19 protein-coding genes are annotated in these 24,876 nt (G+C 45.4%); 10 read left to right on the plus strand and 9 right to left on the minus strand.

The genetic code is table 11. The features are described from left to right. Positions 1-400: 400 nt before the first annotated feature. On the minus strand, positions 401-1,678 hold the full coding sequence (locus IT291_02440; GenBank protein ID MCC6220077.1) for a hypothetical protein: 1,278 nt from the start codon (positions 1,676-1,678) through the stop codon (positions 401-403). Between the two features lie 247 nt (positions 1,679-1,925). Here IT291_02440 and lpxK point away from each other — a divergent pair, with 247 nt between their 5' ends. Further along, the gene (gene lpxK / locus IT291_02445; protein MCC6220078.1) at positions 1,926-3,065 is read left to right on the plus strand and encodes a tetraacyldisaccharide 4'-kinase; all 1,140 of its coding nucleotides are present in this window, start codon (positions 1,926-1,928) and stop codon (positions 3,063-3,065) included. Here lpxK and IT291_02450 read toward each other — a convergent pair. The 4 genes from IT291_02450 to IT291_02465 all read right to left on the minus strand — a co-directional run bounded on the left by IT291_02450 (position 3,062) and on the right by IT291_02465 (position 7,612). Next, positions 3,062-4,429: a U32 family peptidase C-terminal domain-containing protein gene (locus tag IT291_02450; GenBank protein MCC6220079.1), complete on the minus strand. Its 1,368-nt coding sequence runs from the start codon at positions 4,427-4,429 to the stop codon at positions 3,062-3,064. The genes lpxK and IT291_02450 overlap by 4 nt on opposite strands. Positions 4,430-4,447: 18 nt before the next feature. Then, the gene (locus IT291_02455) at positions 4,448-5,149 is read right to left on the minus strand and encodes a DUF502 domain-containing protein (protein MCC6220080.1); all 702 of its coding nucleotides are present in this window, start codon (positions 5,147-5,149) and stop codon (positions 4,448-4,450) included. A gap of 51 nt (positions 5,150-5,200) precedes the next feature. After that, positions 5,201-6,124 (minus strand): cation transporter, encoded by a 924-nt coding sequence (locus IT291_02460; GenBank protein MCC6220081.1) that lies wholly within the window; start codon positions 6,122-6,124, stop codon positions 5,201-5,203. 132 nt (positions 6,125-6,256) lie between these two features. Continuing rightward, positions 6,257-7,612: a hypothetical protein gene (locus IT291_02465; protein MCC6220082.1), complete on the minus strand. Its 1,356-nt coding sequence runs from the start codon at positions 7,610-7,612 to the stop codon at positions 6,257-6,259. Positions 7,613-7,808: 196 nt separating this feature from the next. Here IT291_02465 and sppA point away from each other — a divergent pair, with 196 nt between their 5' ends. The 4 genes from sppA to hemN are packed head-to-tail and all read left to right on the plus strand — an operon-like array spanning position 7,809 to position 11,725. Continuing rightward, complete coding sequence (gene sppA / locus IT291_02470) at positions 7,809-8,717, plus strand: signal peptide peptidase SppA (protein MCC6220083.1); 909 nt, start codon at positions 7,809-7,811, stop codon at positions 8,715-8,717. A gap of 16 nt (positions 8,718-8,733) precedes the next feature. After that, entirely contained in the window at positions 8,734-9,984 is a 1,251-nt protein-coding gene (locus IT291_02475) for a glycosyltransferase (protein MCC6220084.1), read from the plus strand. 18 nt (positions 9,985-10,002) lie between these two features. Further along, complete coding sequence (locus tag IT291_02480; GenBank protein ID MCC6220085.1) at positions 10,003-10,275, plus strand: hypothetical protein; 273 nt, start codon at positions 10,003-10,005, stop codon at positions 10,273-10,275. 4 nt (positions 10,276-10,279) lie between these two features. Next, on the plus strand, positions 10,280-11,725 hold the full coding sequence (gene hemN, locus IT291_02485; protein MCC6220086.1) for an oxygen-independent coproporphyrinogen III oxidase: 1,446 nt from the start codon (positions 10,280-10,282) through the stop codon (positions 11,723-11,725). A gap of 48 nt (positions 11,726-11,773) precedes the next feature. Here the strand turns inward: hemN and IT291_02490 are convergent, their stop codons facing one another. Continuing rightward, on the minus strand, positions 11,774-12,532 hold the full coding sequence (locus IT291_02490) for a hypothetical protein (GenBank protein ID MCC6220087.1): 759 nt from the start codon (positions 12,530-12,532) through the stop codon (positions 11,774-11,776). 205 nt (positions 12,533-12,737) lie between these two features. On the opposite strand from IT291_02490, the gene IT291_02495 reads away from it, so the two are divergent. Then, positions 12,738-13,205 carry an ATPase gene (locus IT291_02495; protein MCC6220088.1) on the plus strand — a complete coding sequence of 156 codons (468 nt, stop codon included), beginning with the start codon at positions 12,738-12,740 and terminating at the stop codon, positions 13,203-13,205. Positions 13,206-13,293: 88 nt separating this feature from the next. Here the strand turns inward: IT291_02495 and pckA are convergent, their stop codons facing one another. Next, positions 13,294-14,904, minus strand: a complete 1,611-nt coding sequence (gene pckA, locus IT291_02500) for a phosphoenolpyruvate carboxykinase (ATP) (GenBank protein MCC6220089.1) — start codon at positions 14,902-14,904, stop codon at positions 13,294-13,296. Positions 14,905-15,182: 278 nt separating this feature from the next. On the opposite strand from pckA, the gene IT291_02505 reads away from it, so the two are divergent. Then, a complete protein-coding gene (locus IT291_02505) occupies positions 15,183-15,740 on the plus strand; it encodes a translation initiation factor IF-3 (protein MCC6220090.1) in 558 nt (185 codons plus the stop codon). 118 nt (positions 15,741-15,858) lie between these two features. On the opposite strand, the gene IT291_02510 is transcribed toward IT291_02505, so the two are convergent. Both IT291_02510 and argS read right to left on the minus strand, forming a co-directional pair. Then, entirely contained in the window at positions 15,859-17,592 is a 1,734-nt protein-coding gene (locus IT291_02510) for an acyl-CoA dehydrogenase family protein (GenBank protein MCC6220091.1), read from the minus strand. Positions 17,593-17,721: 129 nt separating this feature from the next. Further along, a complete protein-coding gene (gene argS / locus IT291_02515) occupies positions 17,722-19,461 on the minus strand; it encodes an arginine--tRNA ligase (protein MCC6220092.1) in 1,740 nt (579 codons plus the stop codon). A gap of 344 nt (positions 19,462-19,805) precedes the next feature. On the opposite strand from argS, the gene IT291_02520 reads away from it, so the two are divergent. The 3 genes from IT291_02520 to nrfD all read left to right on the plus strand — a co-directional run bounded on the left by IT291_02520 (position 19,806) and on the right by nrfD (position 24,860). Further along, positions 19,806-20,438, plus strand: coding sequence for a cytochrome c3 family protein (locus tag IT291_02520; GenBank protein MCC6220093.1), 633 nt, complete (start codon positions 19,806-19,808; stop codon positions 20,436-20,438). Between the two features lie 69 nt (positions 20,439-20,507). After that, positions 20,508-23,480: a 4Fe-4S dicluster domain-containing protein gene (locus tag IT291_02525; GenBank protein ID MCC6220094.1), complete on the plus strand. Its 2,973-nt coding sequence runs from the start codon at positions 20,508-20,510 to the stop codon at positions 23,478-23,480. A gap of 51 nt (positions 23,481-23,531) precedes the next feature. After that, positions 23,532-24,860, plus strand: a complete 1,329-nt coding sequence (gene nrfD, locus IT291_02530) for a polysulfide reductase NrfD (GenBank protein ID MCC6220095.1) — start codon at positions 23,532-23,534, stop codon at positions 24,858-24,860. Positions 24,861-24,876 lie beyond the last annotated feature (16 nt).

The raw sequence follows: 24,876 nt of genomic DNA on the forward strand, positions 1-24,876 counted from the left end.
CAGAATCCTTAGCAGTTATAATGAGATGCACATGGCTTCCCTCAAAGACATAGTGATGAAGTATAACCTTATCATCCCTCTGCACACGAGCTAGTATGCCCTCGATAATTGCACGCATGTACATAGTACAGCAAAAAGGCAAACCTCTTCGCGCGCGGAATGATATCCCGTATAAAGTATTAGATTTTATCAACCGTGGTGCTCTAGGCATATTTATTTACTTCATTCTTTGCAAAAACGAAACCTGAGTTGTCGAAACTCTTATCGGCAAAATAATTTTCCTTTGTGCAAAGAAAAAATAAAAACGTTCAGCTAGAATATAGTTACTTTAAGTATTTTAAAGTTAGGCATTGTTGGTATGCACTAATTTGTCGGGGAGGGGGATTGGATTGGAGGCGCCTTAGTCGGCGGTCTCTTCGATACCTGTAATAAGAGCCTTTTTGAGGTCAAAGAAGGAATATGATTCACTGGCTGCCCAATTCCCTTTGTCTCGCGCGTTGCTAACCCAAAACTGCAATTTTGAGGGCAAATAAATCACGTTCTGGAAATTCGACTTCATTGCGAATTCTGGGATCAGAGTGTCTTGCAATAGATCGCAACTAATTTTGCCATGGCTCATGCTAAGCATTTCGGCCATTTTCTCGTTATAATGCCCGCCATACACGACATCGGAGATTGCAGGCAAATGCTCCTCGCCATCGCGGACTTCCTGTCCGGCACTAGAAGTCTTAAAGCGATCTCTATCCTTAATGAAGAGCTTAGAGGACTTTGTCTTGCCATCGCTAATCAAGAAAACAAATGAATTCGTGCCAATGCTTTCCTTTAATATTAACTCAGCTTCACCAAGACTAGACGCTTGGCTTAGGACATCGCGCAATAAAAATGGCATCGGCCTCCCGCGCAGCGTCTCGTTCGGCGGATCTCCATATCCCATTTCTCCAAGCGTTATCCCCTCAGCATTCATTCCAGATACCGCCCCTAGGAAACCTACCCAACCTATGTTAGCAGATGGTACTCCATTTTCGGGAATGTTAACCGTAATAAGCGGGTATTCGTGCAGCTTGGAAATTCTGTGCAATCCCCAATCCAGAATGCGCACAACATACATCTCGCCATCGACAGTCGAAGCACCAGTCATCGAGAAGTTGCTACAAGAAGTGCCGAGATCACCCGCCATCATCTGCTTAATAACGCCCTTAATTTGCTTTTTCCCTCCCCATTCGCCAAGCTCCGGCAAAATATGAAGGTGGTGAATCATGGCTAGAGGTAGGCGCGAACCATGGGCTAAACCGTGCATCTCCTCAATATACTCCGCAGGAATAAAGGGCTGCATGCGCTCATAGGCCTCAGCAAATAACTCATCGAAGTGAAATTTCTCCTGAGCAGTCTTGTAAAGGTAACCGAAATTGTCCTGAATTTCTTTTCTTAAAAGTGCGCCGTGTTGATAGCCCCTCTCGTAAGGCGAGCCGCTCACGTAAAGAACTCGCACTCGCTTATCCCCGGTCCATTCAAGCCTCGCCTTACTTAAAATTTGCTTTTCTTGCACCAGCGAACGAATGTAGTCGCTGCGAACTAAAACATGCCAAGGATCAATCCTCCAATAGCTACAACCACTAGTTGCGAGCGAGACAACAAAACAACCCAACATGGCTAGTACGGCTAACCTAACTCCTAGCATAAAAAAACCTAGTGAAAATCTTACATTAAAGTTATTATACCGCAGAACTGTTTTATGTTGAAGGATTTATAGCATTTACAAAAATCCTTTTTGTAAATGCTATAAACAGCAAGTGCGTAAGCACTTGCCAATAAACAACAAATACCGTTTCCAAAAAGTAAGTTAAATATTTTACTTTTTGGAAACGGTATATTAGCGCTCTGTTTGTTATTGTTAATCTGTAATATCAATTAAATTTGGGTTTTTAGTGACTTTTGGTAAATGGGATTTGTTGGAAGGGGTTGTAAATACTAAAGGATATCGGCATTTAGAATGCTGTCTCAGCTCCATGTCGTATCTGTACTCATTGGTCGTTCGTGCTAGGAATTGGTGTTACGATCACAGGCTCATTACTTCACGTAACGTCGAACTACCTGTTATTAGCGTTGGCAATGTCACAGTCGGAGGCAATGGAAAAAGTCCGTTCACTGCCTATCTCGTGCAGGAGCTAACGCAGCGCGGGCTTATGTCAGTCATCTTAAGTCGCGGCTATGGTGGCTTTGCAATTGGACCGCACATTGTGTCTGAGCGCGATTCTGTTAGTGAGGTTGGAGACGAGGCTTTGATGCATTTGTCGCATCTCGGCTCTCGGGCTAGAATTGTCATTTCAAAAAAGCGCGTAGCGGGAGCCAAATTAATTAAGAGCCAGGCTTTGGGAGATGTTATCTTGCTAGACGATGGTTTCCAGCATCGTCGCCTAGAGAGGAACTTAGACCTATTGCTAATAGACGTCGGCGACAAAAATGTCGTCGAGGAGTTTGAGAATCCAAAATTGTTGCCTAGAGGTAGATTTAGGGAAAACCCCGACAGTGCGTTTAGGCGCTGCCACGCAATAGTATTTGTTCAAAAAGCACTTAAATTCGACCGAGAACGTCAAAGCGAAACTGCTAATTGGGTGAACGTCGATCGCTTGCTCTCATCGACACAAATCTCTTGGCCAAGTATTCCTATATTTCGCTTTGCGTTGTATCCGGCCCGTTTTGTAAAGGTTTCTACTGGCGAGGAGTTCCCACTTGAGAGTTTTAGGAATAAGACCGTAGGTGCAATGGCAGCCATTGCTAAGCCAGAGGGCTTTTTTTCTCTTCTAGATAACCTAGGCCTAGTAGTGCAAAATGCCTTTGCGAAGCCCGATCATGCTGTTTTTTCGCTGGATGAATGGAAGACCTTTTCACGCAACAATTCCACGATCGTAACAACTGCCAAAGATACCCCCAAACTTAAACCCTTTCTCCAAGCCGGTGATGAACTCTACGAGCTAATACTAGATGGGGAGTTTTTAAGCATAGATGAAAAAGCGCGCTTTCTTGCCCTAATAGACGAGACTGTCAAGGGAGCTTTGGGTAACTAATGCGACTTCTGGGAGTCCGTACTGGCGCATGCTTCCACTGAGATGGGGACTCTCAATAACGTAGTATCGTCTGCGACGAAAGGGCAGGGGAGACCTCCAAAAACGCCGCCGTGTAGCTCGCTCGTTAGAGAACCGTTTTTTTTGTTTACCAAAGTTCTTACGGTCTCAGTAAGGCGCTTTTTAGGTGTAATCCATTCGATCTGTGAGCCAACGGCAATTTTGTTCTTAAAATTTACCCATGCTATTCCGCTCGCCGGATCGTAGCTTTGAACATGGCCGGCAAACTTGTGACTTAAGGGAAGAGACAAACCATCCTCAAAATTTTCGCCATACTCATTTGGGCGTTTAAGGTAAAAGCCCGTCATTAAAGTGCGATTGGCCGTCGACATAACTTCGAGCAGATTGTCTTTGTCAAATGCACGCCCCGCTGCCATATCGTCTATAGCACGCCGATACGCCTGAGAAATGATGGCCACATAATACACTGACTTAGTTCTTCCCTCTACCTTAAAACTCGTAACTCCTGCGTCTGCTAGCGCGCCTAAGAGTTCTATTGCGCACAAATCCTTAGAATTCATGAGGTAAGTGCCATGCTCATCCTCGTCCATCTCAAAGCGCTTCTCGCGGTGATTGGGCTCCGTCACGTAGTAACTGTCGCAGAGTTGTTCGTAGGCTGCTTCGCTTCCTGGCCGAGTAGTTTCGCCCTCGCATAAACTTTTCTTCTCGTGGCTAAGTTTATACTCCCACCGGCAGGAGTTCGTACAAGTGCCTTGATTGGCATCGCGGTGATTTAGGTAATTTGAAATCAAGCAACGACCTGAATAAGCTATGCAAATGGCTCCATGCACAAAAGCTTCTAATTCAATCCCCGGAACCCTATCTCTAATTTCTGCAATTTCTTTTAGCGAGAGTTCTCGCGATAAAATTAGCCGCTTAGCACCACAGTCTCGCCAAAATTCAGCAGCCGCCCAGTTTGTAATATTAGCCTGGGTAGAGACGTGAATTTTTGCATTTGGCCTAAGTTTTAGCGCTTGTTTAATAAGACCCGCATCGCTCATAATAAAGGCGTCTGGTTCTAACTCAGACATTTCGCAAAATAAATCTAAAAACCCAGCAATCTTGCTGTTGTGCGGGAAAATATTCATGGTTAGAAACAACTTCTTGCCCAAACGCTTTGCCAACAAAATTGCTTCTTTTAGAGATTCTTTTCGAAACCCATTCTCCCGCGCTCGAAGCGAATAGATAGGGACGCCCGCATAGGCTGCATCTGCTCCATAGGCATAGGCAAATTTGAGTTTGCTCATGTCGCCTGCCGGCATCACCAATTCAAACGAGTTGTTCTTATTACTGCTATTCGCTTCCATAGTGCTGTTAAGTTAGTATTATTCCGAAACGGCGGGACGGCTATACGTGATGCTTTCAGGAGCCACCGCACCTCCTGAAATAATAAAAGTCATGGCTTCCTCCATGTTCCAATTTGTCGGAACCACATCTGCTAAAGGCAGTATTTCGAGATATCCAGAGGTAGGGTTTGGAGTTGTCGGCACATAAACCGCTGCCAAGCTTTCACCTGTCACTTCGTCCTTTAATAGTCTTGTCAAAATGCCGACGGTTTTCATCCTTTCCGATGGGAAATTAATGAGCACTACGTGGTTAATCTTTTCTCCTCCAGGCGGAGTCTGCAAAAGCGCGAGAAGCTTTTTAGTAGCCCCATAGATCTTATGTGCAAACGGTATGCGCTCCATTATAGAGTCAATCATGCCCCAAATGCGCTTTCCTATCACCCTCGACGCGATCCAGCCTAAAATATATAAGACCAGGAGAGTGAGGAGTACCGCGAGGGAGGACTGAAAGAGTGGAGAGACTAGCCATTCTGCACTATTTGGAAATGTCGGCTCAATCACATGAGACAATGCCTTTACCCAAGGAAGTCCGATATCGGACAATGTTTGGAATATGAGGTGAAAAAAAAGCCAGGTTATCCACAGCGGGATAAGCGTTAGAGCTCCCGTGATTATGTATCTCTGAATGTGGTGGTCTGAGGTTTTTTTCTTGCTTACCTCCGAGACGTTTTCGTCTTTCATGGCTTTAAATACCAGTTCCTAGCACTAGCTGGACATTTGACTAGCAATTATTTACTTTTTGTCATTACTAAGAGGATCAACGCGGTGTCCTTCGGGGTGAATGCGGCAGTGATCCTCAGGTTCTATATGTGATGTAACACAAACTCTATAAGTGGGAAATAGTTGCTCTAGCTGCCGTTCTACTAAGCTCGCACGCTCATGGGCATCGGAGATAGTTATGTCTTTTGGAACTAGGACGTGAACCTCAATCCAGTATTCGTTGTTTATCCTCCTATGTCTGAGCTGATGATACTCGCTAATTGTGTGGTTTTTAACTAGAGCATCCAGCGTTAAATTAATGCGTTCGGTATCCTCGGTGGAAGCCTCGTCCATGCTTAAATTTGCAGCTTCGCGAAGTATAGAAGCTCCAGCAAACAAGACGTAAGTTCCCGCCATAAGCGCCACAATCGGATCTAGGATGCTAAACCCCGTTAGCCATACCGCAGTAAGACCAACAATTACCACTGCGCTAGTCATCATATCAGCCAGAACATGCTTGCCGTTTGCCACTAGTGCGGGCGAGTTTTCTTTCTTTCCAACGCGCACTAGAAAGACGCCTAGCGCCAGGTTTATAATTGTTAAAACAAAGATTAATAGCAAGCCGCTATCGAGTTTTTGCAGATGAGAGCCGTTGATAAGGGCATCTATGCCATTTACTAAAATAAAGATAGCAGTACAAAAAACCAATAACCCCTCTATGCCAATAGAGAAGAGGACAATTCTGCCATGTCCATATGGATGCCTCGCATCAGCTGGTTTATCGGCAAATCGTATGCTGAGTAGAGACACGCAAGTTACAAATATGTGAACAACCGACTCAGAGGCATCCGACAGTATAGCGGCGCTACCCGTTAGAAAATAGGCACTGGTTTTCCCAATTAGCATCAATATCGACACAACAAGAGAAATATTGATGGCAATCTGTTTTTTTTGCATTGGCGGTTTTTTTTAAAAAGTCCCTATAACCCTTGGAGAAAGCAAGCTATACCGTTTCCAAAAAGTAACTTAAATATTTTACTTCCTGCAAACAGTATTTTTTGTTCACTGGCGATTGCTGAATAGGAGAGCTTATGCCATGGCCAAGAATCTGTCGAGAGTCCTTGAGAACCAGGCTGTAGAGTTTTCGGGGTTTGGGTTCGAGCTAGCAATAAATTCAGTTTTTTCGAAACCGCTGCTTCGCAATATAGCCGACAAAAAGTCTAGCTGTTCTGCTAGAAATTCAGCTTTTTCTTCGTCATCCAGTGTAAATCTTACGAGAATCTCATGCTTGCGGTGGGCTATGTCGACTATGGTTTGCCCCAGCGTGGGAAGTGTTAGATTGATGTGAATGTGCCGATAAGCTTCTCCGTTGGATAGCCCTTCGTCGTGGTGGGTACTGCCGTCTGAGCTCTTTTGCTTGCTACCTTTGTTTTGACGGTCTGGATCTATTATCACTTCGCCATGAGATATGAAATTCTGAAAGAGAAATGGAAACATGATTAAGGCTGGCTCTCCGAGTGCCTGCATCAAAGGATTTAGTCTATTTAGGGTCTCTTGGGTATTGGCGAGTTGCTCAAGGCCTAGGATTGCCTGCTTGAATTGGGCCTCGCTCATGCTTGCAGAGGTGGTAGTAAGTTTGGCGTTGTTGTGAAGAAATTCTTCGAGCTGCGAAAAAGCGGCCTGGATATGCAGCCTCGCGTGCTCTTCGTTTTGGGTGGCGGTTTTTAAGTCTCGCAGGACATTTTGAAGGACTTGCGCGTCTTTTGAATTTAGTGTTTCTTTTTGGGAAAAGTCTTTTGATATGACATCTAAAATATGCTTGAGATGTTTGCTTATGGATGAAAAATCGCTTGCTTGGCCTAGCATGGCTCGTAGTTCAGCTTCTAGTGCTGTAAGCAAAGAGCCTGGTAAAGGTTGTAGAGTGCCAAAGGGCGAATTCAACGAAGTGGTTTGCGTTTGGTCTAGTAGGCTTTTAAGCCAGCTCGAAAAGGTTCCGTTTGTAAGTTTGAATAAATTGGCGAGGAGCGCGTTTGAGTCATAGAGCTCGGCATTGTTAGAAATGTTTCCCATCAGGCTTTTAAGAAGTTCTGGTCTCCAGGCGGAGGAATCGAGGTTCATCGGAAGAAGGAGCGAGGATTGAAGTTTAAGATGGTTTAAACTAGCGGTACTCAAGCTGTTAGCTATCTCGTTTGCAAGTTGAGTTGCTAGGTCTATGCGAGAACTGGTAGTTGGGCCTTGAGCCTGTAGAATTTTTAGCAAAACTTGCGGTCCAATTTCGGCAACTTGCGCGAGGATTTTCGAGCCAGCCTTAATGTTTAGTGGTAAGTTAGCCTGAACTAGTTGGCCATTAATACTTATTATCCCGCGGTTGCCAGGAATATTGCGACGAACGCCGAAATTTACTACGTCTCCAACTCCTACTGTCGGCATTGTAGGCGAGAGCACAGCAGATCGCTCTATCGCGATAGCCGCCGTTGCTTTAGGATCGGAATTTATTACGTGCGTTGCCAAGAAAGTCGGAAGTAATATAAGACTATTGCTGTCAATATTATAAAATTATGGTGCCTACGAAGTTGACACTTCTACTAAAAATATCGTTAAATTTAAGCATGAACTTTAGAAATTTTATTGGATTATTTAGATGAATATACTCAAGAAAATAGTTTCTCTCATCGTTTGGAGCTGCGCTGCGCTTTTTTCCCTCTTAATGCTGATGATGTTGGTATCGATAGTAATGATGGCTTCCGGAGTTTTGGATAAGGACGAGCTAAAGAAAGTGGTTTCGGATAAAGCAGTAGGTGTAGTTGCCATCGAAGGGGAAATACTTAGTTCTAAGAAATTTAGAAAAAGTATCGAAGAGCGGGTTGCGGACGAAAAAATAAAGGCAATCGTTGTTCGCATTGATTCCCCAGGGGGAGCTGTTGGAGCGTCTGAAGAAATCTATCGAGCTATCCTCAAGGCACGAGAGAAAAAACCAGTGGTGTGTTCTTTGGGAAATATCGCTGCATCGGGCGGGCTTTATGCTGCGGTCGGTTGTGAAAAAATCATCACTAATGAAAGCACGCTGAGTGGGTCTATCGGCGTCGTTCTAATGATTCCCAATTTCTCTGATGTCATGAAAGATCTCGGCATTGGAATGACGGTAATTAAGAGCGGTAAATATAAGGATTCAGGTTCGCCGTTTCGTGCAGTTAGCCCAGATGATGCAAAAGTGCTCCAGTCTACAGTGGACGAGGCATACGAGCAGTTTGTGGCAGTAGTTGCAAAGGCTCGCAACTTGTCAGTTAAAGAGGTCGAAAAATTTGCCGATGGAAGGATTATTTTGGGGCAAACTGCTGTAGAGCTAAAGTTAGCTGATAGTATTGGTAGTCTTAACGATGCTGCTAAAATTGCGCTTGAATTATCCGGAGGCGAAGGCGAGCCGGAGATTATAATGCCGGAAGCAAAGAAGGGTTTGCGCGCCTTACTCGATGATCTCGCAAAGTCAAAACTGTGGTTTCTACTTAACTCGCTAGATGGAGTTCACCTATTATACAGGGCCTTTATCTAGCTAGTCGGCTGCGCTCATGAAGTTGCTATGGATTTCGCATTTCCTGTTGTATCCAGAGACCGGTTTTGGCGCTTTGGAGCGCAGCAGGAATTTGCTTTGCCAGTTAGCAAAGCATCACGAAATATATCTAGTGTCGTACTATCGCAGAAACAAGGATTTACGTCGCGGCGTTTCTCTTGAATCAGCGCGACGGGACTTAGAGAAGTATTGCAAAAAAATCGTTCTTCTCGCCCACGTCCCGAGCGAAAATTTATTTGCGAAGGGGCTAAAGGTGTTGCAGAGCCTGGTTGGAAATTTGCCATATTCGGCTCTTATTTACCGCTCTAGCGCGCTTGAGGCTGCTGTGTTGGATATTTTAGAGGCAGTCGACAGTATCGATCTCGTTCACGTAGATACAATTGGTTTAGCTGAGAATATATTGGGTAAAATTAATGCGCCAAAGGCACTTACGCACCACAACGCAGAATCGGCTATGATGAGGCGTCGAGCTACGCGCGATGGCAATGGAGTAAGAAAACTTTTTTTATTTTTAGAAGCCTTAAAGTTGGAGCACTACGAACGCAAGCACATGATTCGATACGACCTAAACGTTTGCGTGTCGGAATTAGACAAGGAAAGTCTTGTGAAGTGCAATCCCTCAGTGCCGATTGAAGTTATAGAAAATGGGGTCGATTGTTCCCATTATCGCCGCGAACATATTGGTGGAAATATGGAACAACTGGTATTCATGGGCTCACTAGATTGGTACCCAAATCGCGACGCGATGTTGTTTTTTTGTATGGAGGTTTGGCCAATCCTGAGCGCCAAGCATGGCGCTTTGACTCTAACGATTATAGGGAAAAATTGTCCTCCGAAACTAGCGAAACTTGTTGCTAAATGTGATAGGATAACTCTAGCTGGTTATTTAGAAGATGTTAGGCCAGTTCTAAAAGGTGCCAGCATCTTTATCTGCCCTATTCGAGACGGCGGGGGTACGCGCCTAAAACTTCTCAGTGCAATGGCTTATGGGATACCTATAGTGTCTACTTCCATAGGTTGTGAGGGGCTCGAGGTAGAGCACGAAAAACATTTACTGATTGCCGATGCGCCAGAAGAGTTTTGTGTTCAAGTTGGACGTCTGTTAAAGCAGCCTGAACTAAGGAAAGCTTTAAGTGAAAATGCTTTCAGCTTAGTGCAACAAAAGTATTCTTATGATGTAATTGGCAAGAAAATAACTACTCTTTACGAAAATTTGGTCTCGGGTGCGTATCGGGAAACACCGGTTTAAGAAAACAATTTGGTTAAAATGGATGATAATTATCTAAAACGACAATTACTTGCCAGGCAGTTAAGGCAGCAAGCGGCAGCTACGAAACATGGCACGCGTGGGCCGGCGACCGGCGAGCGTCGGGATGATTCGAGTTACGAATCTTTCTCGGCAAGTGAGCTTTATTGTCCAACCTGTAAGATGGCTATGCCTGTAAGGGAGAAAATGTTGCTCGCTCTTCCACGTGGAGACCTTTACGACTACTGCTGCAAAAAATGCGGAACCTCTTTAGGCACGAGGCGAACTGGATAGGGCCATGTCCAACGCAAATCTCGGAAACTCTACAAGTGACTTTTCGGCGCTTTCATCGCGGGAGTTGGTTTATCTAGTGGAGAAGTATTCCGTTTCTGGCCCTCGCTATACGAGTTATCCAACAGCGGTGGAGTTTAGCTCGGCGCTATCTATTGAGGAGTGGCAAGAGGCAATTAAAACCGCCGCCAATCAGTCTAGCGCTACAGTAGGGGGGAATTTACTTTCGCTTTATTTTCACATTCCGTTTTGTCAGTCGCTTTGTTACTACTGTGCGTGTAACAAGATAGTTCCTAAAGATAGGTCCTTGGTCGGTCCCTATTTGGCCGCAATGAGTCGCGAAATTCGGGCGTACGCTAAAATGTTTGGTTCCGAGACAACTGTTAAGCAGATTCACTGGGGTGGGGGAACGCCTAATTATCTAACTCCTAGCGAAATTCGAGATATACATGACGCATGCGTACAAGCCTATCCCAATATAGCAGGAGATGCCGAGGTGTCGATTGAAGTTGACCCAAGAACTCTTTCTGATGCGCACTTGAGTGCACTAGTCGGAGCTGGATTTAATCGAATTAGCCTTGGCGTGCAGGATTTTAATCCGGCTGTGCAGGAAGCTGTTAACAGAGTTCAGTCTTTTGAGCTCACCCGCAATTTGTGCAATGCTGCGCGTGACGCCGGCTTTGGTGGCGTTAATATCGACCTAATATATGGCTTGCCCAAGCAGACTGTTAGGAGTTTTATCGATACTATTGATAAAATTATCGAGATTAAGCCGGATAGGATTGCGCTTTATGGCTATGCGCATGTTCAGTGGTTGCAGAAGGTTCAAAAGACATTAGAGCGCTCTGCTTTGCCGCAGCCTTCGGAACGCATAGCGATTTTCGTTGAGTCGATTAAGCGCTTAATTGATTACGGCTATTGTTATATTGGCATGGATCATTTCGCCCTGCCTAATGATTCTCTTTATATTGCGTTGCGAGATGGATTTCTGATGCGTAACTTCATGGGGTACACGGCACATAAAGGGGCGCATGTCATAGGGCATGGCATGAGTTCAATATCTAGTTTGGCGGGTGCGTATTGGCAGAATGTTAAGGAAATAAACCGCTATGAACTTGAAATATCAAGGGATCGCTTTCCAGTTGAGCGAGGGCTTATTAAATCGCCTGAAGATTGCATGCGCGGAGAAATTATTCAGGACATTTTTTGTCAGGGGCAAGTTGACATATCGTCATTTGAGAATCGTTGGAAAATGGACTTTTGGTCGACGTTTAGCGAGCCACTAATACACCTAAAAGGCATGGAGCAAGACGGCCTTTTAAGTATAGACTCCCAAACAATGCGCCTGTCGTCCATTGGTCGCCTCTTTATGAGAAACGTAGCTATGACTTTTGACGCCTATCTAAACCAACACCGCACCCGCCAAACTCCAGTTTTTTCACAGACAGTGTAGCCAGCGCGTAAGACAGTGACCAGTTTCGTCGTGCTCAGCACTTAATTCTCAGACGATCTCAACCGCGCTAAGGAGAGTCCTCGTCCCAAGCCTATATGCCTTGGTTCTAAATCCACATGTCCACTGCGAACCTAACAAGTCCGAGACGACGAATGCTGCTGCTAGCATTACGCCGTAGCGCTGGCTCAAAAAATTAATCGCCGCAAACTCCATATCTACTATGGCCGCACCCTGTTCACGATAGTAGCTAATCTTATCTGGAGTCTCCAAATACGGCGTATCAGTAGTCCAAACGCGACCCCTATGACAGGAAAGTTTCGCAGCGCCGCTCTCAATTTTCGCTTTAACCGTATTTTCTAGTTTAGTCTGAAGTGGACTCGAAACGAACTCCTGAATTGGGGGCGCGCCATAAGCCCTCGATGTTCCGTCTTCTCCTATGGCGCTATCTGGAAAGACGATATCGCCAATTTTAGGTAATGATCGCTCTGACATAAGCAGAGCCGCAGCGCTTAGTAAAATAATTTTTCGGGCGCCAGAACTTATTAGGGACTCACAAATTATGCCAGCCTGTGGTGCTCCTACTAATGGGCCAACAAGTGAAGTGTCTGCAAAGGTCTGCAACGCAACCGAGCCAGCTAGTAGCCGTTTTGTAAGCATTGGCGGTTTTTGGCCGCTATTCTGCAATAACCTCTCTAAATATCGATAGTTTGCTTGACTTGGAACAAGAAGACATAAAGAACCAACGGGCAGGTTAGACTGCGGTTTAATTATTGAATTTAGTTCATTTGGATTTGCCACGTTATGCACCGAAATTCAATTCCTTGACAAGGTTCAGCTGCCCTTGTTTCTTTTTGTTAACATATATAAACTTCTAATGGCATTGGAATAAAGGTGGTAGGGACATGTTTTAATAGGTTATTCATGAATTTCAATTGTTTACTAAAAGGAGTGTAAGCGACATATGGGCGAAAGTCGACCGATACATCAACGTGGCGAAGTAAAAAAGCAATATCTGCAAAATCCGTACTATGATTCCCATCACGATCCATATCATGCAAGGCAAAAATATACAGACGGTGCGTATTGCGAAGACTGTGAGGCTGTAGTGGAAAAAGGCTCATTTCGTTGGGCCGCAGTAGAGGCGAAGCATGTGGGCCAGGCAGTCAAGTGCCCTGCTTGTCAGCGGATCCAGGAAAACATGGCCGGTGGAGTAGTTTTCCTGGAAGGTGCGTTTTTAAAAGAGCATATAGTTGAAATAAGAAATCTAATATCGAATGTGGAGAACGTTGAGAAGAGCGAGCATCCGCTGGAGCGTATAATCGATTTGGAGGAAAAACAAGATAGTTTATTGGTCCGAACTACGTACGAGCATCTCGCTAGAAGAATTGGCGAGGCGGTTCACAGAGCCTATAAGGGGGAACTACAGATTTCTTACGCGGAGGATGAAAAATACGTGGACGTGCGCTGGATTAGGAATTAATTAGCGCAAAAAAAGTATAGCCCTAGACATACCTCAATCGATACGCCTAGGGCTTCCCTTAAGGGAGTGACCGCAGCAAATTTCCGCATTAAATTCGCGGTCCGGCTTTGTGCAGTTCGGGCATGTAAGCTTCGAATCTGGCAAAATTGTCGACAAACCTCTTTGCCAAGTCCATTGCAACCTTTTTGTACTCGCCTAAATCCTTCCACATTTCCCATGGTCTCAAAACATTGCCTGGTATGTTTTGAATGCTTGCAGGAATAGAGAGCCCAAATATTTCGTCGATAACCACTTCCACGCCGTTTAACTCTCCATTTAACGCCGCTTGCACCATCGCTCGAGTGTACTTGAGGCTGATGCGATTGCCAACTCCAACACCTCCACCAATCCAACCAGTATTTACTAACCAACACTGAGAATTGTGTTCCGCAATTCTTCTGCCTAACATTTCTGCATAAACGGTCGGTTTCAGTGGTAGGAAGGGAGAACCAAAACAAGTGCTAAAAGTTGCCTGTGGCGAATTGCCCATTCCTTTCTCTGTCCCAGCCACTTTTGCAGTGTACCCGCTCAAAAAGTGGTACATTGCCTGCTCAGGCGTCAATTTGGAAATTGGGGGCATAACTCCAAACGCATCACATGTCAAAAAGACTATGTGTTCTGGGTGATTTCCAGTTCCCTTTAGAATCGCCTCGTCTATGTGCTCAATTGGGTAAGCCGCGCGCGTATTTTCAGTCAGCGAAACGTCGTGGTAGTCTGGAATCTTGGTCTTGGGATCGATAACCACGTTTTCCAAAATTGCTCCTCGTCTTATCGCATTCCAGATCTGAGGCTCATTTTCCTTCGATAAAGTCACGCACTTGGCATAACAACCTCCTTCGAAGTTAAAAATGCCTTCGGTTGACCAACCATGCTCGTCATCGCCAATCAGTTGTCGCGTAGTATCTGAGGAGAGGGTGGTTTTGCCAGTGCCTGACAGGCCGAAAAACAGAGCCGTGCGCGATGGATCGACTTTGCTTATGTTTGCCGAGCAGTGCATCGGGAGAACTCCACGCTGCGGATAAACAAAGTTGAGAACTGAAAATATAGATTTCTTCATTTCGCCTGCGTAGTTCGTTCCACCGATAAGAATTAATCCTTCGGAAAAATTGACCACGATAAAGGCAGAAGAGTTAGTGCCATGCTTCTGTGGATCTGCTTCAAAGTTAGGCGAGTGAACTATCGTAAACTCTGCCGCGTGCTGCCCAATCTCGCTTGCCTCAAGTCTACGAAAAAGCTGCTTGCAAAAGAGATTAGCCCAGGCTGTCTCGTTAATAACGCTTATTGGAACTCTATATTCGTCTTGAGCGCCCGCATACGCGTAACCAACGTATAGGTTCTTGTCGGCCAGGTATTCCGCTTGGTCGGCACGGAGGCGTGCAAAATGCTCCGGTGTCATGGGTTTGTTCACCTTGCCCCAATCGACCATGTCTCGCGTCTTGGCATCTTCTACTATAAACTTATCATTTGGCGACCGCCCGGTATGTTGCCCAGTTAAACAAACTAAGGCGCCAGTATCCGAAAGCGCAGCACCTTCCATAGAGACGGCGTGCTGAATTAACGTATCGGCATCTAGGTTAAGATAAACTTCCCCGGATGTGTTTATTCCTATATCACTTAACATTTCGTAATTATTGTGTTTTTTTATTGTTTGTTCTTTCATGTAACTATCTCTATCAAACTGACCTGCGGAAGCTCTAAACCTATCACAATTCCCTATGAAATCAAGTTGACTCCTATATCAAATTTTGAAAATTTGCCCAAGTCTCCGAATTGACTACACCTTGATATGAGGCTTCCCAAGTCATTAGATACAGCTATAAATCTGTATCGACAAACACTCCTCACAATTATTTTTTGACTTTATTCGGGAGTGATGGGAGAGATAGTATCCAAAAACGGAAATTTTATAAAAAAATTAGGAGGATAGTTACTGATATAATGCGAGATCGCTACGTTCGGGGTGAGGCAGCAAAAGGTGCAAGTAAGCACGCGATAAACGAAGAGATAAAGGCCAGCGAGGTTAGACTTATTGGCGTTCAAGGCGAGCAGTTAGGCGTTTTGAGAACTGACGCCGCTCTGCGCATGGCTACTGATGCAGGTGTGGATTTGGTGGAGGTCGCGCCGGAAGCAAAACCGCCTGTCTGCAAACTGTTAGATTATGGCAAACTAAAATATCGCGAGCAAAAAAAACAAGCCGAAGCTAAAAAACATGGAGCTTCCCAACAAATAAAAGAAATTCGAGTGCGCTACAGCACCGATGACCACGATTTAGAAACTAAGATTCGCAGCGCAAAGAAATTCATAGCTTCGGGCGATCGAGTGAAATTTCAGATGCGCTTTCGCGGTCGTGAGCGTTCGTATCGCGATTTGGGCGAGCAGACATTTGATAAGATTGCCACCCTAATGTCCGATGTCGCGGCAGTAGAACAAAGACTTCCGCTCCTAGGCAACACAATGTCGATAATCTTCGTGGCGGGCAAGCCAGGAACTAAGTAGAAACGTTAAGGGCGTGTCAGGAAACGCGCCTTTACTTACGCCTTTGCGTCCGTAAGGGCAGCAGCAGTAGGAGCAATGACAGGCGCGTAGTTTTGCGCTTAAAGAGTCTTAGCAATGGCTATATTGTATCCCATGGATAGGCCTGTTCAGTGGATATGAAATCCGCGAGTTTTTCTTTAAGAAAATCCTTGTTGTGTTCCGCATCCTTTAGTGATTGAGATATATTGATTTTTGCCCGATGGGAGAAAATGCGTGCTATGGCGATTTCTTTTTCGCATTTCTCTTCTGAACTCTCGTTTATCATGCTCGTGACACGGCTTAGAACGCATAGTCCAGCAAAGAGCTCTATCGCAACGTCGGCGAGGCGCTTCATTATGAACTGCTGTTCCACTATGTTCTTGCCGTATTTGCGCAGACAGCTTTCAGTAACTTTGGAGAGTTCAAGCGTGTGAACCTCAAATATTTCTGCTTCTTCTTTTAATGAAGGGTGAATCGATTCTATCTTGTCTCGTCCGAGTGAGGTAAAATGAACAAATTTCTTGCTCGCATATTGTGAGAGAACCCCAAAACCCTTAATTGGGTCGTTTAAAAAATTTATTGCACTCTTGCTAACGCCTTTTAAAAATTCCCCGGCATCGCGCATTCCCGATAACGCGATAAAAAGTCGCAATATTTCGTTAGTGCCTTCAAAAATTATATTAATTCGGGAGTCTCTGACAATTTTTTCGTAGGGGTATTCTTTCATATAGCCGTTGCCGCCCGCAATCTGCATGGCCTCATTGGCTGAGCGCCACAGTGCTTCGGACGCAAATACCTTTGCAATAGCAGCTTCCAGTGAATAGTCCTGCATATTTGAATCGATATAGTGGGCTGTCATTGTAACGACACTTTCAGTGGCAAAGCAGTCGACCATCATATTTGCTAGCTTTTCTTTTACTAAGCCAAACTCGCAAATGCTCTTATCGAACTGCTTTCTTTCAGACGAGTACTGGCTAGCGAGCTCGATACAGCGCTTTATGCCACCGATGCAACCACCGCCTAGACCCGTTCTTCCATTGTTTAAGATTGAAACGGCAATTTTAAAACCCTTGCCTTCCTCTCCCAATAAATTTTCAGCAGGAACTTTGACGTTATCGAAAGACACTGATGCTGTCGCCGACGCGCGAATTCCCATCTTGTCTTCCTTCTTACCAATGCTTACCCCACTAAACTCGCGCTCTACGATAAAAGCCGAAAGTTTGCCGCCCTCGCTACTAGTGCGAGCAAAGACGGTAAAAAAGCCCGCAAATGGAGAATTGCTAATCCAAATTTTTTCTCCATTTAAGATCCAATTCCCATTACTGTCCTTTGTAGCGGTCGTTCTTAGAGAAGCCGCGTCGCTTCCAGCGTTTGCTTCGGTAAGGCAAAAAGCGCCAATCAACTCCCCAGTAGCAAGCTTCGGCAGATATTTTCTCTTTTGTGCCTCATTGCCATAAAGGAGTAATCCCTTGATGCCTATCGAGGAGTGTGCACCAATTGTAACAGCAGTAGCACCGTCATAACGGCTAACCTGCTGCATTACGCGAGAATAAGCTGCATTGGAGAAACCCAATCCATCGTACTCCTCCGGAATAATTAATCCAAAAAGGCCAAGCTCTTTTAGTTTTTCTAAATACTCGTCGGAATAACTATTGTCGCGATCGAACTCAGCTAACTCTTTTTCATTAGAAGTCATGAACTTATCTATACTATCGAGAACGATTCTCAGAGTTTCAGACTGCTCAGAGTTCTTGCTCGGGAACGGGAAAATGTTCTGCTCGACAATTTGCCCCAAGAAGAAGGACTTTACTGGACTGTGTTCAAGATCTAACACGGGAGTTTTCTCCTAAAATAGGTGATGGTTTAAGCGTCAAAATACAAGGCATTACTTATCGTTGATGCTACATCAACGAGCATGGGTTTAAAAAGCACAATGTGGATGTCCCAAAAACCGGCACACATTCTACATCTGCTCGAGCTTCCTCATGCCAAGTAGCTCAATTGCTGTTCCAAGGGTCTGTCTTGCAGCCTCAAATAGAGAAAGTCTTGCGGTAGCTAGTGCGGCCTCTTCGCCAATTACTCTTAAATCCAGGTAGCTCTTAGCTATGCCCTTCGCCAATTCCAAGGCGTAGTTCGCTAAATAGCTAGGCTCGCTAAATTCAATGGTCCTGTTAATTGCTTTGTCGAATTCCGCTATTAGTTTTACTAACTGATAAGCAGAGTCATCGCATATTAGATTAGTGTCGATGCTTGCGCTGGTGAAAATGCCGTGCTCCTTAGCTTTTTTCTTAATGCCATTAATGCGAGCGTACGCATATAAAATATATGGGCCGGTATCGCCTTGAAACTCCAACGCATGTTCCCAGCTAAAGGTAACTTCTTTAAGTCGGCTGCGCGACAGGTTGCTAAATACTATTGCCCCAAGAGCGACCGCAGTCGCTACAACTTCTTCGTCTAAATCCTCCGGGCGCTTGGCTACTTGCGTCTTGTATGCATCTAAGGCGCGTTCCTTCGCTTCATCGAGAAGGTCATTAAGTTCTATAGCGCCCCCTTCACCTCGCGTCTTCATTCCCTTTACGTGACCAAAAGAGACGTGCTCAATCTTATCCGCATAATCTCTCCCGAGGAGCTTAAGGATAGCTTTAAGCTGCCTAAAGTGAAGCTCCTGTGGTGCGCCTACTACGTAAAGAGCCTTGTCGAATTTGAAAGTGGCGTTTCTATATTCAGCACAGGCAATATCTCTCGTAAGATAGAGCGAGCGCCCATCCGGAGTAAGAATCCGGGCAAAACCCAGCTCTTCCCCCAAATCCACGCCCCAGGCATCTTTTGAGCGCTGCAATATGCCAGCTTTTTCCAAACTTTGTTTTACAGAGTCGAGGTGGGAGGAATAGAAAGACTCGCCCGTATAGTAGTCAAAGTGAACGCCTAATTTTTCGTAAGTTTCCTTGAAATATTTTAAGGAGAGGTCTAAACACCACTGCCAAAAAGTCACAGCATAATCGGCGCCGTTTTCCAGATCTACGAAGTAAGAGCGCGCAATGCTGTTTATATCCGACTCGGGTGAAGTTATGAGACTTGGATCTACTTCTTGCTTTTCCTTTAAGGCGGTTGCCTTGCGATATAGATCGACCAGCGCGCTAACGGTTGCCGCCTCCGGTTTTCCCCAAAGTTTACATCCCGCCCATACGAAGCCAAACTGAGTTCCCCAATCCCCTAAATGATTGATGCTTGTCACCTTATAACGTAGATGCCGATATACTTTGTCCAAACAATTGCCAATTAGCGTAGTGCGCAGATGGCCTACGTGGAAAGGTTTTGCAATGTTTGGGCTGCTGTAATCTATTACGATTCTTCGAGCCTCCTCTGCGCTAAGAGGCTCGTCTGTAGACTTGTCTGTCTTAACGTTAGCCAGCACTTCCTCGGCAAAGGCTCTCTTACTAAAAAAAAAGTTCAAAAACGCCCCCACAACCTCAGCGCGAGCAATCTGGGGGGGCAAGGAAATTTCCCCCAGCAGTTTTTCGGCGCAACTATTAGGCGATTTTTTCCAGAGTTTAGACAGCTCGAAACAGGGGAATGCCAGGTCACCAAATTTAGGATCGCGAGTAATCTCTAATTTTACACTAATATAGTCTTGATCTAGCCCGGAAGCGCTGGAGATACTTGCCGATAAAAGGCGCTTAAAACTTTCGATAGGATCTTTCATATTAAGCTAAAAAATGCGTATTGGCTCTTGTGTTTAAACCTCTGAGTTTGGTATGTGAGCGAACGATTCTTTCACGATGTTGGGTTTTGCCCGTTTGTGTTAACTATTTAAACTTTGAATACCAAACTGCTCAATTTCCCCTATTGTGTTGTAAGCAAAAAGAAAATAGGTTTTCTTTGGTTCGCGTAGTTTGGAAACAAAATTTAAGGCCAATACAGTAGTAGTGCCAGATGCAAATGGTGTCAATATCGCAGCGCGAATACATTAAGTGCGCCAGTGACTGAGTGAGAGTAGTGCGGCAACAAATAGTCTAGTCGTTATAACATCATGGGGAGAGAGGAGATTTGAATCGACGAAGTGGTAGTGGACGAAAAAAATGCTTAGGGGCAGTTGTTTTTTTTGTCGCTGTTCTTAGCCTTGTTTGCGGCTCAATTGCTGCAGCACCGGACGCTAGTCAAAGTTTGGATGTTCCAAATATAAAGGCTGGTTTGTGGAAGGAAGGCAAGGCGGTGTTTTCCGATGTCCCAATCTTCGATGTTTTCTTGCAGTACGCCAGGGGGTATCGGCCCCAACAGCCGGTAAAATTTAGTCACAAGACACACGTTGAAGTTAACAAAATGGAATGTCAATATTGCCATTCCGGTGTTCATAAATCCTCGTTTGCCACAGTCCCCTCGCTGGAGCTTTGTATGGGTTGTCATAACACCGTTAGACCAGAGTTGCCGGACATTCAGGCACTGAAAAAGAGCTACGAGGTCAAGGAGCCCATTTCTTGGGAGCCTGTAAATCATCTTCCGGAGCATGTTGTGTTTAATCACGAAAGACACGTTAAGGGCGGCGTCGGTTGCCAAAACTGCCATGGGCAGGTTCAGCTCATGGATCAGGTGGAAATGGTTTCGTCGCTAAAAATGGGTTTTTGCGTCAGTTGTCACAGAGAATACGGGGCAAGTCTTGACTGTGCGGTTTGCCATTATTGAAAATTGTTAGCAGGCGGGGCGGAAAATTAAGTTTTAGTTCATTATTTATTTTATTATAGATGGTTGCAAGTGGCGAAGAATTCTAAGTTTTATACAAGGCGGGACTTTCTAAAGGTAGTTGGGGCTACTGGTGGGGTGGCGGCTGTAGGCTGCACGCAACGCCCGATTGAAAAGATCGTTCCATTTGTAAATCAGCCAGACGAAATAGTGCCAGGGGTTGCTAGTTGGTATTCTGCTACTTGTGGAGAGTGCAGTGCGAGCTGCGGCATAATAGTTCGAAACCGCGAGGGAAGAGTTGTAAAGGTTGAAGGCAATCCGATACACCCAATAAACTTAGGTGGCCTGTGCGCTAGGGGGCAGGCCTCCTTGCAGGCGGTTTACGATCCAGATCGCATTAAAGAACCGCTTAGGCGTGCTCAGGATGGCTTCTTTGGTGCTGTTTCTTGGAAAGAGGCCATTGGCCAAGTAAGTGCGAAAATAAAATCGCGCCCAGCTGGCAAAGAACTTGTTATTTTAACCCCAAAAATTTCTGGAAGTGTATCCAAATTAATTTCTGAATTTACAGCCAAGGTCGGAAATGCGCGACACGTCGAGTTTGAATTGCTCGGCAGTGATGCAGTCGAAGAGGCAGCTCGCCGCACTTTTGGAACCGGGTACGGCGTTCGCTATGATTTTTCTGAAGCAGACGTCGTAGTGGGCTTTGGAGCAGATTATTTAGAGACTTGGATTTCTCCTGTCGAATATTCCAGACAATGGGCTAGTCGTCGAACTCATAACGACAAGCGCCAGATGAGCTATGTGGTTCATTTTGAACCGAGGCTATCGCTTACTGCGGCTAATGCCGATAAATGGGTCATGACTAGTGTTGGCTCCGAGACAGACTTGCTTCGAGGGTTGCTTAAATCATTGTTCTTAAATGGCCTAGAAAGTGCCCCGGCATTTTCGCGTTACGAGGCAAACGCAAAGCAAATGGTTCAGGGTATTGACGTCGGGGAGGTTGAGAGGAAAGCGGGCATCCCGAATGGCGAGCTAAATGCTTTAGCGAAGCGGCTTGTGCGGGCAAAGAGTTCTTTAGTAGTTGCAGGTGGTGTTACGGCAAGTGGTGCCAATGGCGTGAGCGCCGTTGTGCTGTCGAACATTATCAATTGCCTGCTCGGCAATGTTGGTCGCAGTGTGAAAGTGGAGAAGGCGAAGGGCAATAGAGACAAGACCACTCACGCTGCTATGCAAGAGTTGATTGACTTGATGGCGGACTCAAAGAAAAAGTCCGTTTCAATGTTAATAGTCGCGCAAGTGAATCCCTACTATAGCTTGCCTAGGTCTAGCGGTTTTCATGATGCGCTTGCCAATGTCGAAACTGTGGTTAGCATCGCTACTCATTTGGACGAAACTTCCTCAAGGGCAAATTTAATACTTCCGTGTAGCACGAATTTCGAATCGTGGAGTGACTCGGAGCCTTATTCAGGGATCTACAACCTAAACCAGCCGTCAATGCAGCCACTTTATAAGACGCAGGGCTTAGGAGATACTTTTATCTCGTTGGCTGCCCAAGTGGGACTCGAGCTCGGCAAAGTTTCGAGTTTCTATGACTACGTTCGTGAGAACTGGAAGAGTCGATTGGCTAGTGCGGGCGTTAGTGATTTTGAGGCACAGTGGTTAAAGTTTTTGGAGCAGGGTGGGGATTGGTCGAACAGAATAGAGGGGATGTCAGAGGTTGGAGTAGTGCAAACTGCATTTGAGCAAAAGTCTAATGCAAGTGTACCAAGTGGCGTAAAAGGCTTATCGGTTTTAGCGTTTCCATCGGTTAATTCGCTGGATGGATCGTCGGCTAACAAGCCCTGGTTGCAGGAACTGCCTAATCCAACTACGACGGCTGTGTGGGGATCTTGGGCCGAGATACATCCCGACACAATGAAGCAATTTAATATAAGCGAAGGGGATGTGGTCGAGGTGCGCGCAAACAAGGCGTCGGTAAGTGTGCCGGTTTATCCCACTAAGAACGTTCATCCCAATGTTGTGGCGCTACCCATCGGACAAGGTCATGAAGCCTATGGTCGTTACGCGATGGGCGTTGGAGAGAATGTCTTAAGCCTTATGGGGGGCAAACCGGAGGATGCTACTTTCGGGTTTGTAGCAACTGGAGCAGAGATATTTAGGACGTCCTGGAAAGAAGAGCTGTTACTTACCCAAGGTCACGATTATCAAATGGGCCGGGGGATCGTTCAGTCCGTTAAGTTGAGTGCTTTAAAGAAAGTTTCTCATGCGCATGGTGGAGGTGATAAGCACGGAGGAGAGGGGCACGAAAATGGCCATGATACTCCGCAGATGTATAGACAGATGGAGCACCCCATGTACCGCTGGGGGATGGCTGTGGATTTGGCTTCCTGCACTGGATGCTCTGCCTGTGTGGTAGCTTGTTATGCAGAGAACAATATACCGGTAGTTGGCAGAGAGCTTTGCTTAGAGGGTCGAGAACAGTCTTGGATTCGCATTGAGCGATATTTAGATGGCAGCGATTCGAGGCCCGTAGGCTTTTTGCCGATGATGTGTCAGCATTGCAACAACGCGCCTTGCGAACCAGTTTGCCCGGTTTATGCAACATATCACAACGAAGAAGGCTTAAATGTAATGGTATATAACCGTTGTGTGGGGACGCGTTATTGCTCCAACAACTGCAGCTATAAGGTGCGGCGCTTTAATTGGTTTAAATACAATTGGCCTGAGCCTCTTACCTGGCAATTAAATCCAGATGTCACGGTGCGCGAGGTAGGGGTGATGGAGAAGTGCACATTTTGCATCCAGAGAATTAAAGAAGCGCAGAATAACGCGAAGAATGCTGGGCAGCCTGTAGGCGATGGCGATGTTATGCCAGCCTGTGCGTCGAGCTGTCCCACAAAGGCAATTACTTTTGGCAATTTGTTGGACGAAAAGAGCAATGTTTTTCATGCGTCTCAGGATGGGCGCGCGTATAAAGTTTTAGAGCATCATTTAAATACCCAACCTGCTATTAGCTACTTAGCTAGGATTGAAAATGATACTTAAAGCGAACGTAACTGCAAACGGTAGAATGAGTTCAACGAGGATAGTTATTTAATGTCTGCTTCTGCTGCAAATTTGACTTATAAGCGAATTAACTCGGATTTGTTGGCTACGCTTAAGGCACCGGGGGCTTCATGGTACGGGCTTTTAGCGCTGGCTTTTTCAGTTTTGTTACTCGGTGCCTATACTTGGGGATCGATGCTCATTGAGGGTTTAGGTGTTTCGGGCATTTCGCATCCTATCATGTGGGGAGTATTTATTACGGATTTCGTTTTTTGGGTAGGTATAGCGCATTCCGGAACCCTGATTTCGGCAGTGCTATTTTTGTTTCGCGCTAAGTGGCGTATGCCCATTTACCGCATTGCTGAGGCAATGACGGTATTTGCAGTATTTACTGCTGGGTTATTTCCCATCATTCATCTTGGGCGTCCTTGGAATTTTTACTGGCTTTTCCCCTATCCCAATCAGCGATATTTATGGGTCAACTTTCGTTCACCATTGTTGTGGGACGTGTTTGCGGTTAGCACATATTTAACGGTTAGTTTCTTGTTCTTTTGCATTGGACTTATTCCCGACATAGCCGCGGCGCGCGACAAAGCGAAAGGATTTAGTAAGTTTGCCTATACTGTCCTTGCTCTTGGTTGGAAGGGTAGCGATCGGCAATGGCGTCACTATACGGCGGCTTATGGTTTCTTTGCCGCCTTGGCCACTCCGCTGGTACTGTCTGTCCATTCAGTTGTGTCATGGGATTTTGCCGTTGGCAATGTTCCTGGATGGCACACGACGATTTTTCCTCCTTACTTCGTTTCAGGGGCCATATTTTCAGGCCTGGCGATGGTTATGACAATCACAATACCTCTTCGAAAGGCGTTTAATTTGGAAGCTTATTTGACGACTTGGCATTATGAAAAGATGGCTCAACTGATAATGTTTACGTCGGGAATTGTCGGTTATGCGTATGCGACGGAGTTTTTTATAGCGTGGTATAGCAATAATATTTTTGAAAGATATCAGTTCTGGTTTAGAGCTTTTGGCGATTACAACTTCGTCTTCTGGGGTATGGTTTTCTGCAACTGCATAGCGCCACTTAGCTTGTGGGTTAAGAGGCTTAGAACCAATCTTAAGTGGCTTTTTTGTATCTCCATAGTTATTAATATTGGCATGTGGCTTGAGCGGTTTAATATCGTATTTATGTCGCTAGCTCGCGAATTTTTGCCAGCTGCTTGGGGCGATTATAATTTTTCTTGGTACGATGTGGGGATAACACTGGGATCTTTTGGGTGGTTTTTTACGTGGATATTGTTGTTCATTAAAACCTTGCCCTGTATGGCGCTTACGGAGATTAAGGAGATTGCTGAGGCGCCAATGCGAGCTCATCATTAGTTTTGAAACTATTGGG

Source organism: Deltaproteobacteria bacterium, assembly GCA_020845775.1.
GTDB lineage: Bacteria > Bdellovibrionota_C > UBA2361 > SZUA-149 > JADLFC01 > JADLFC01.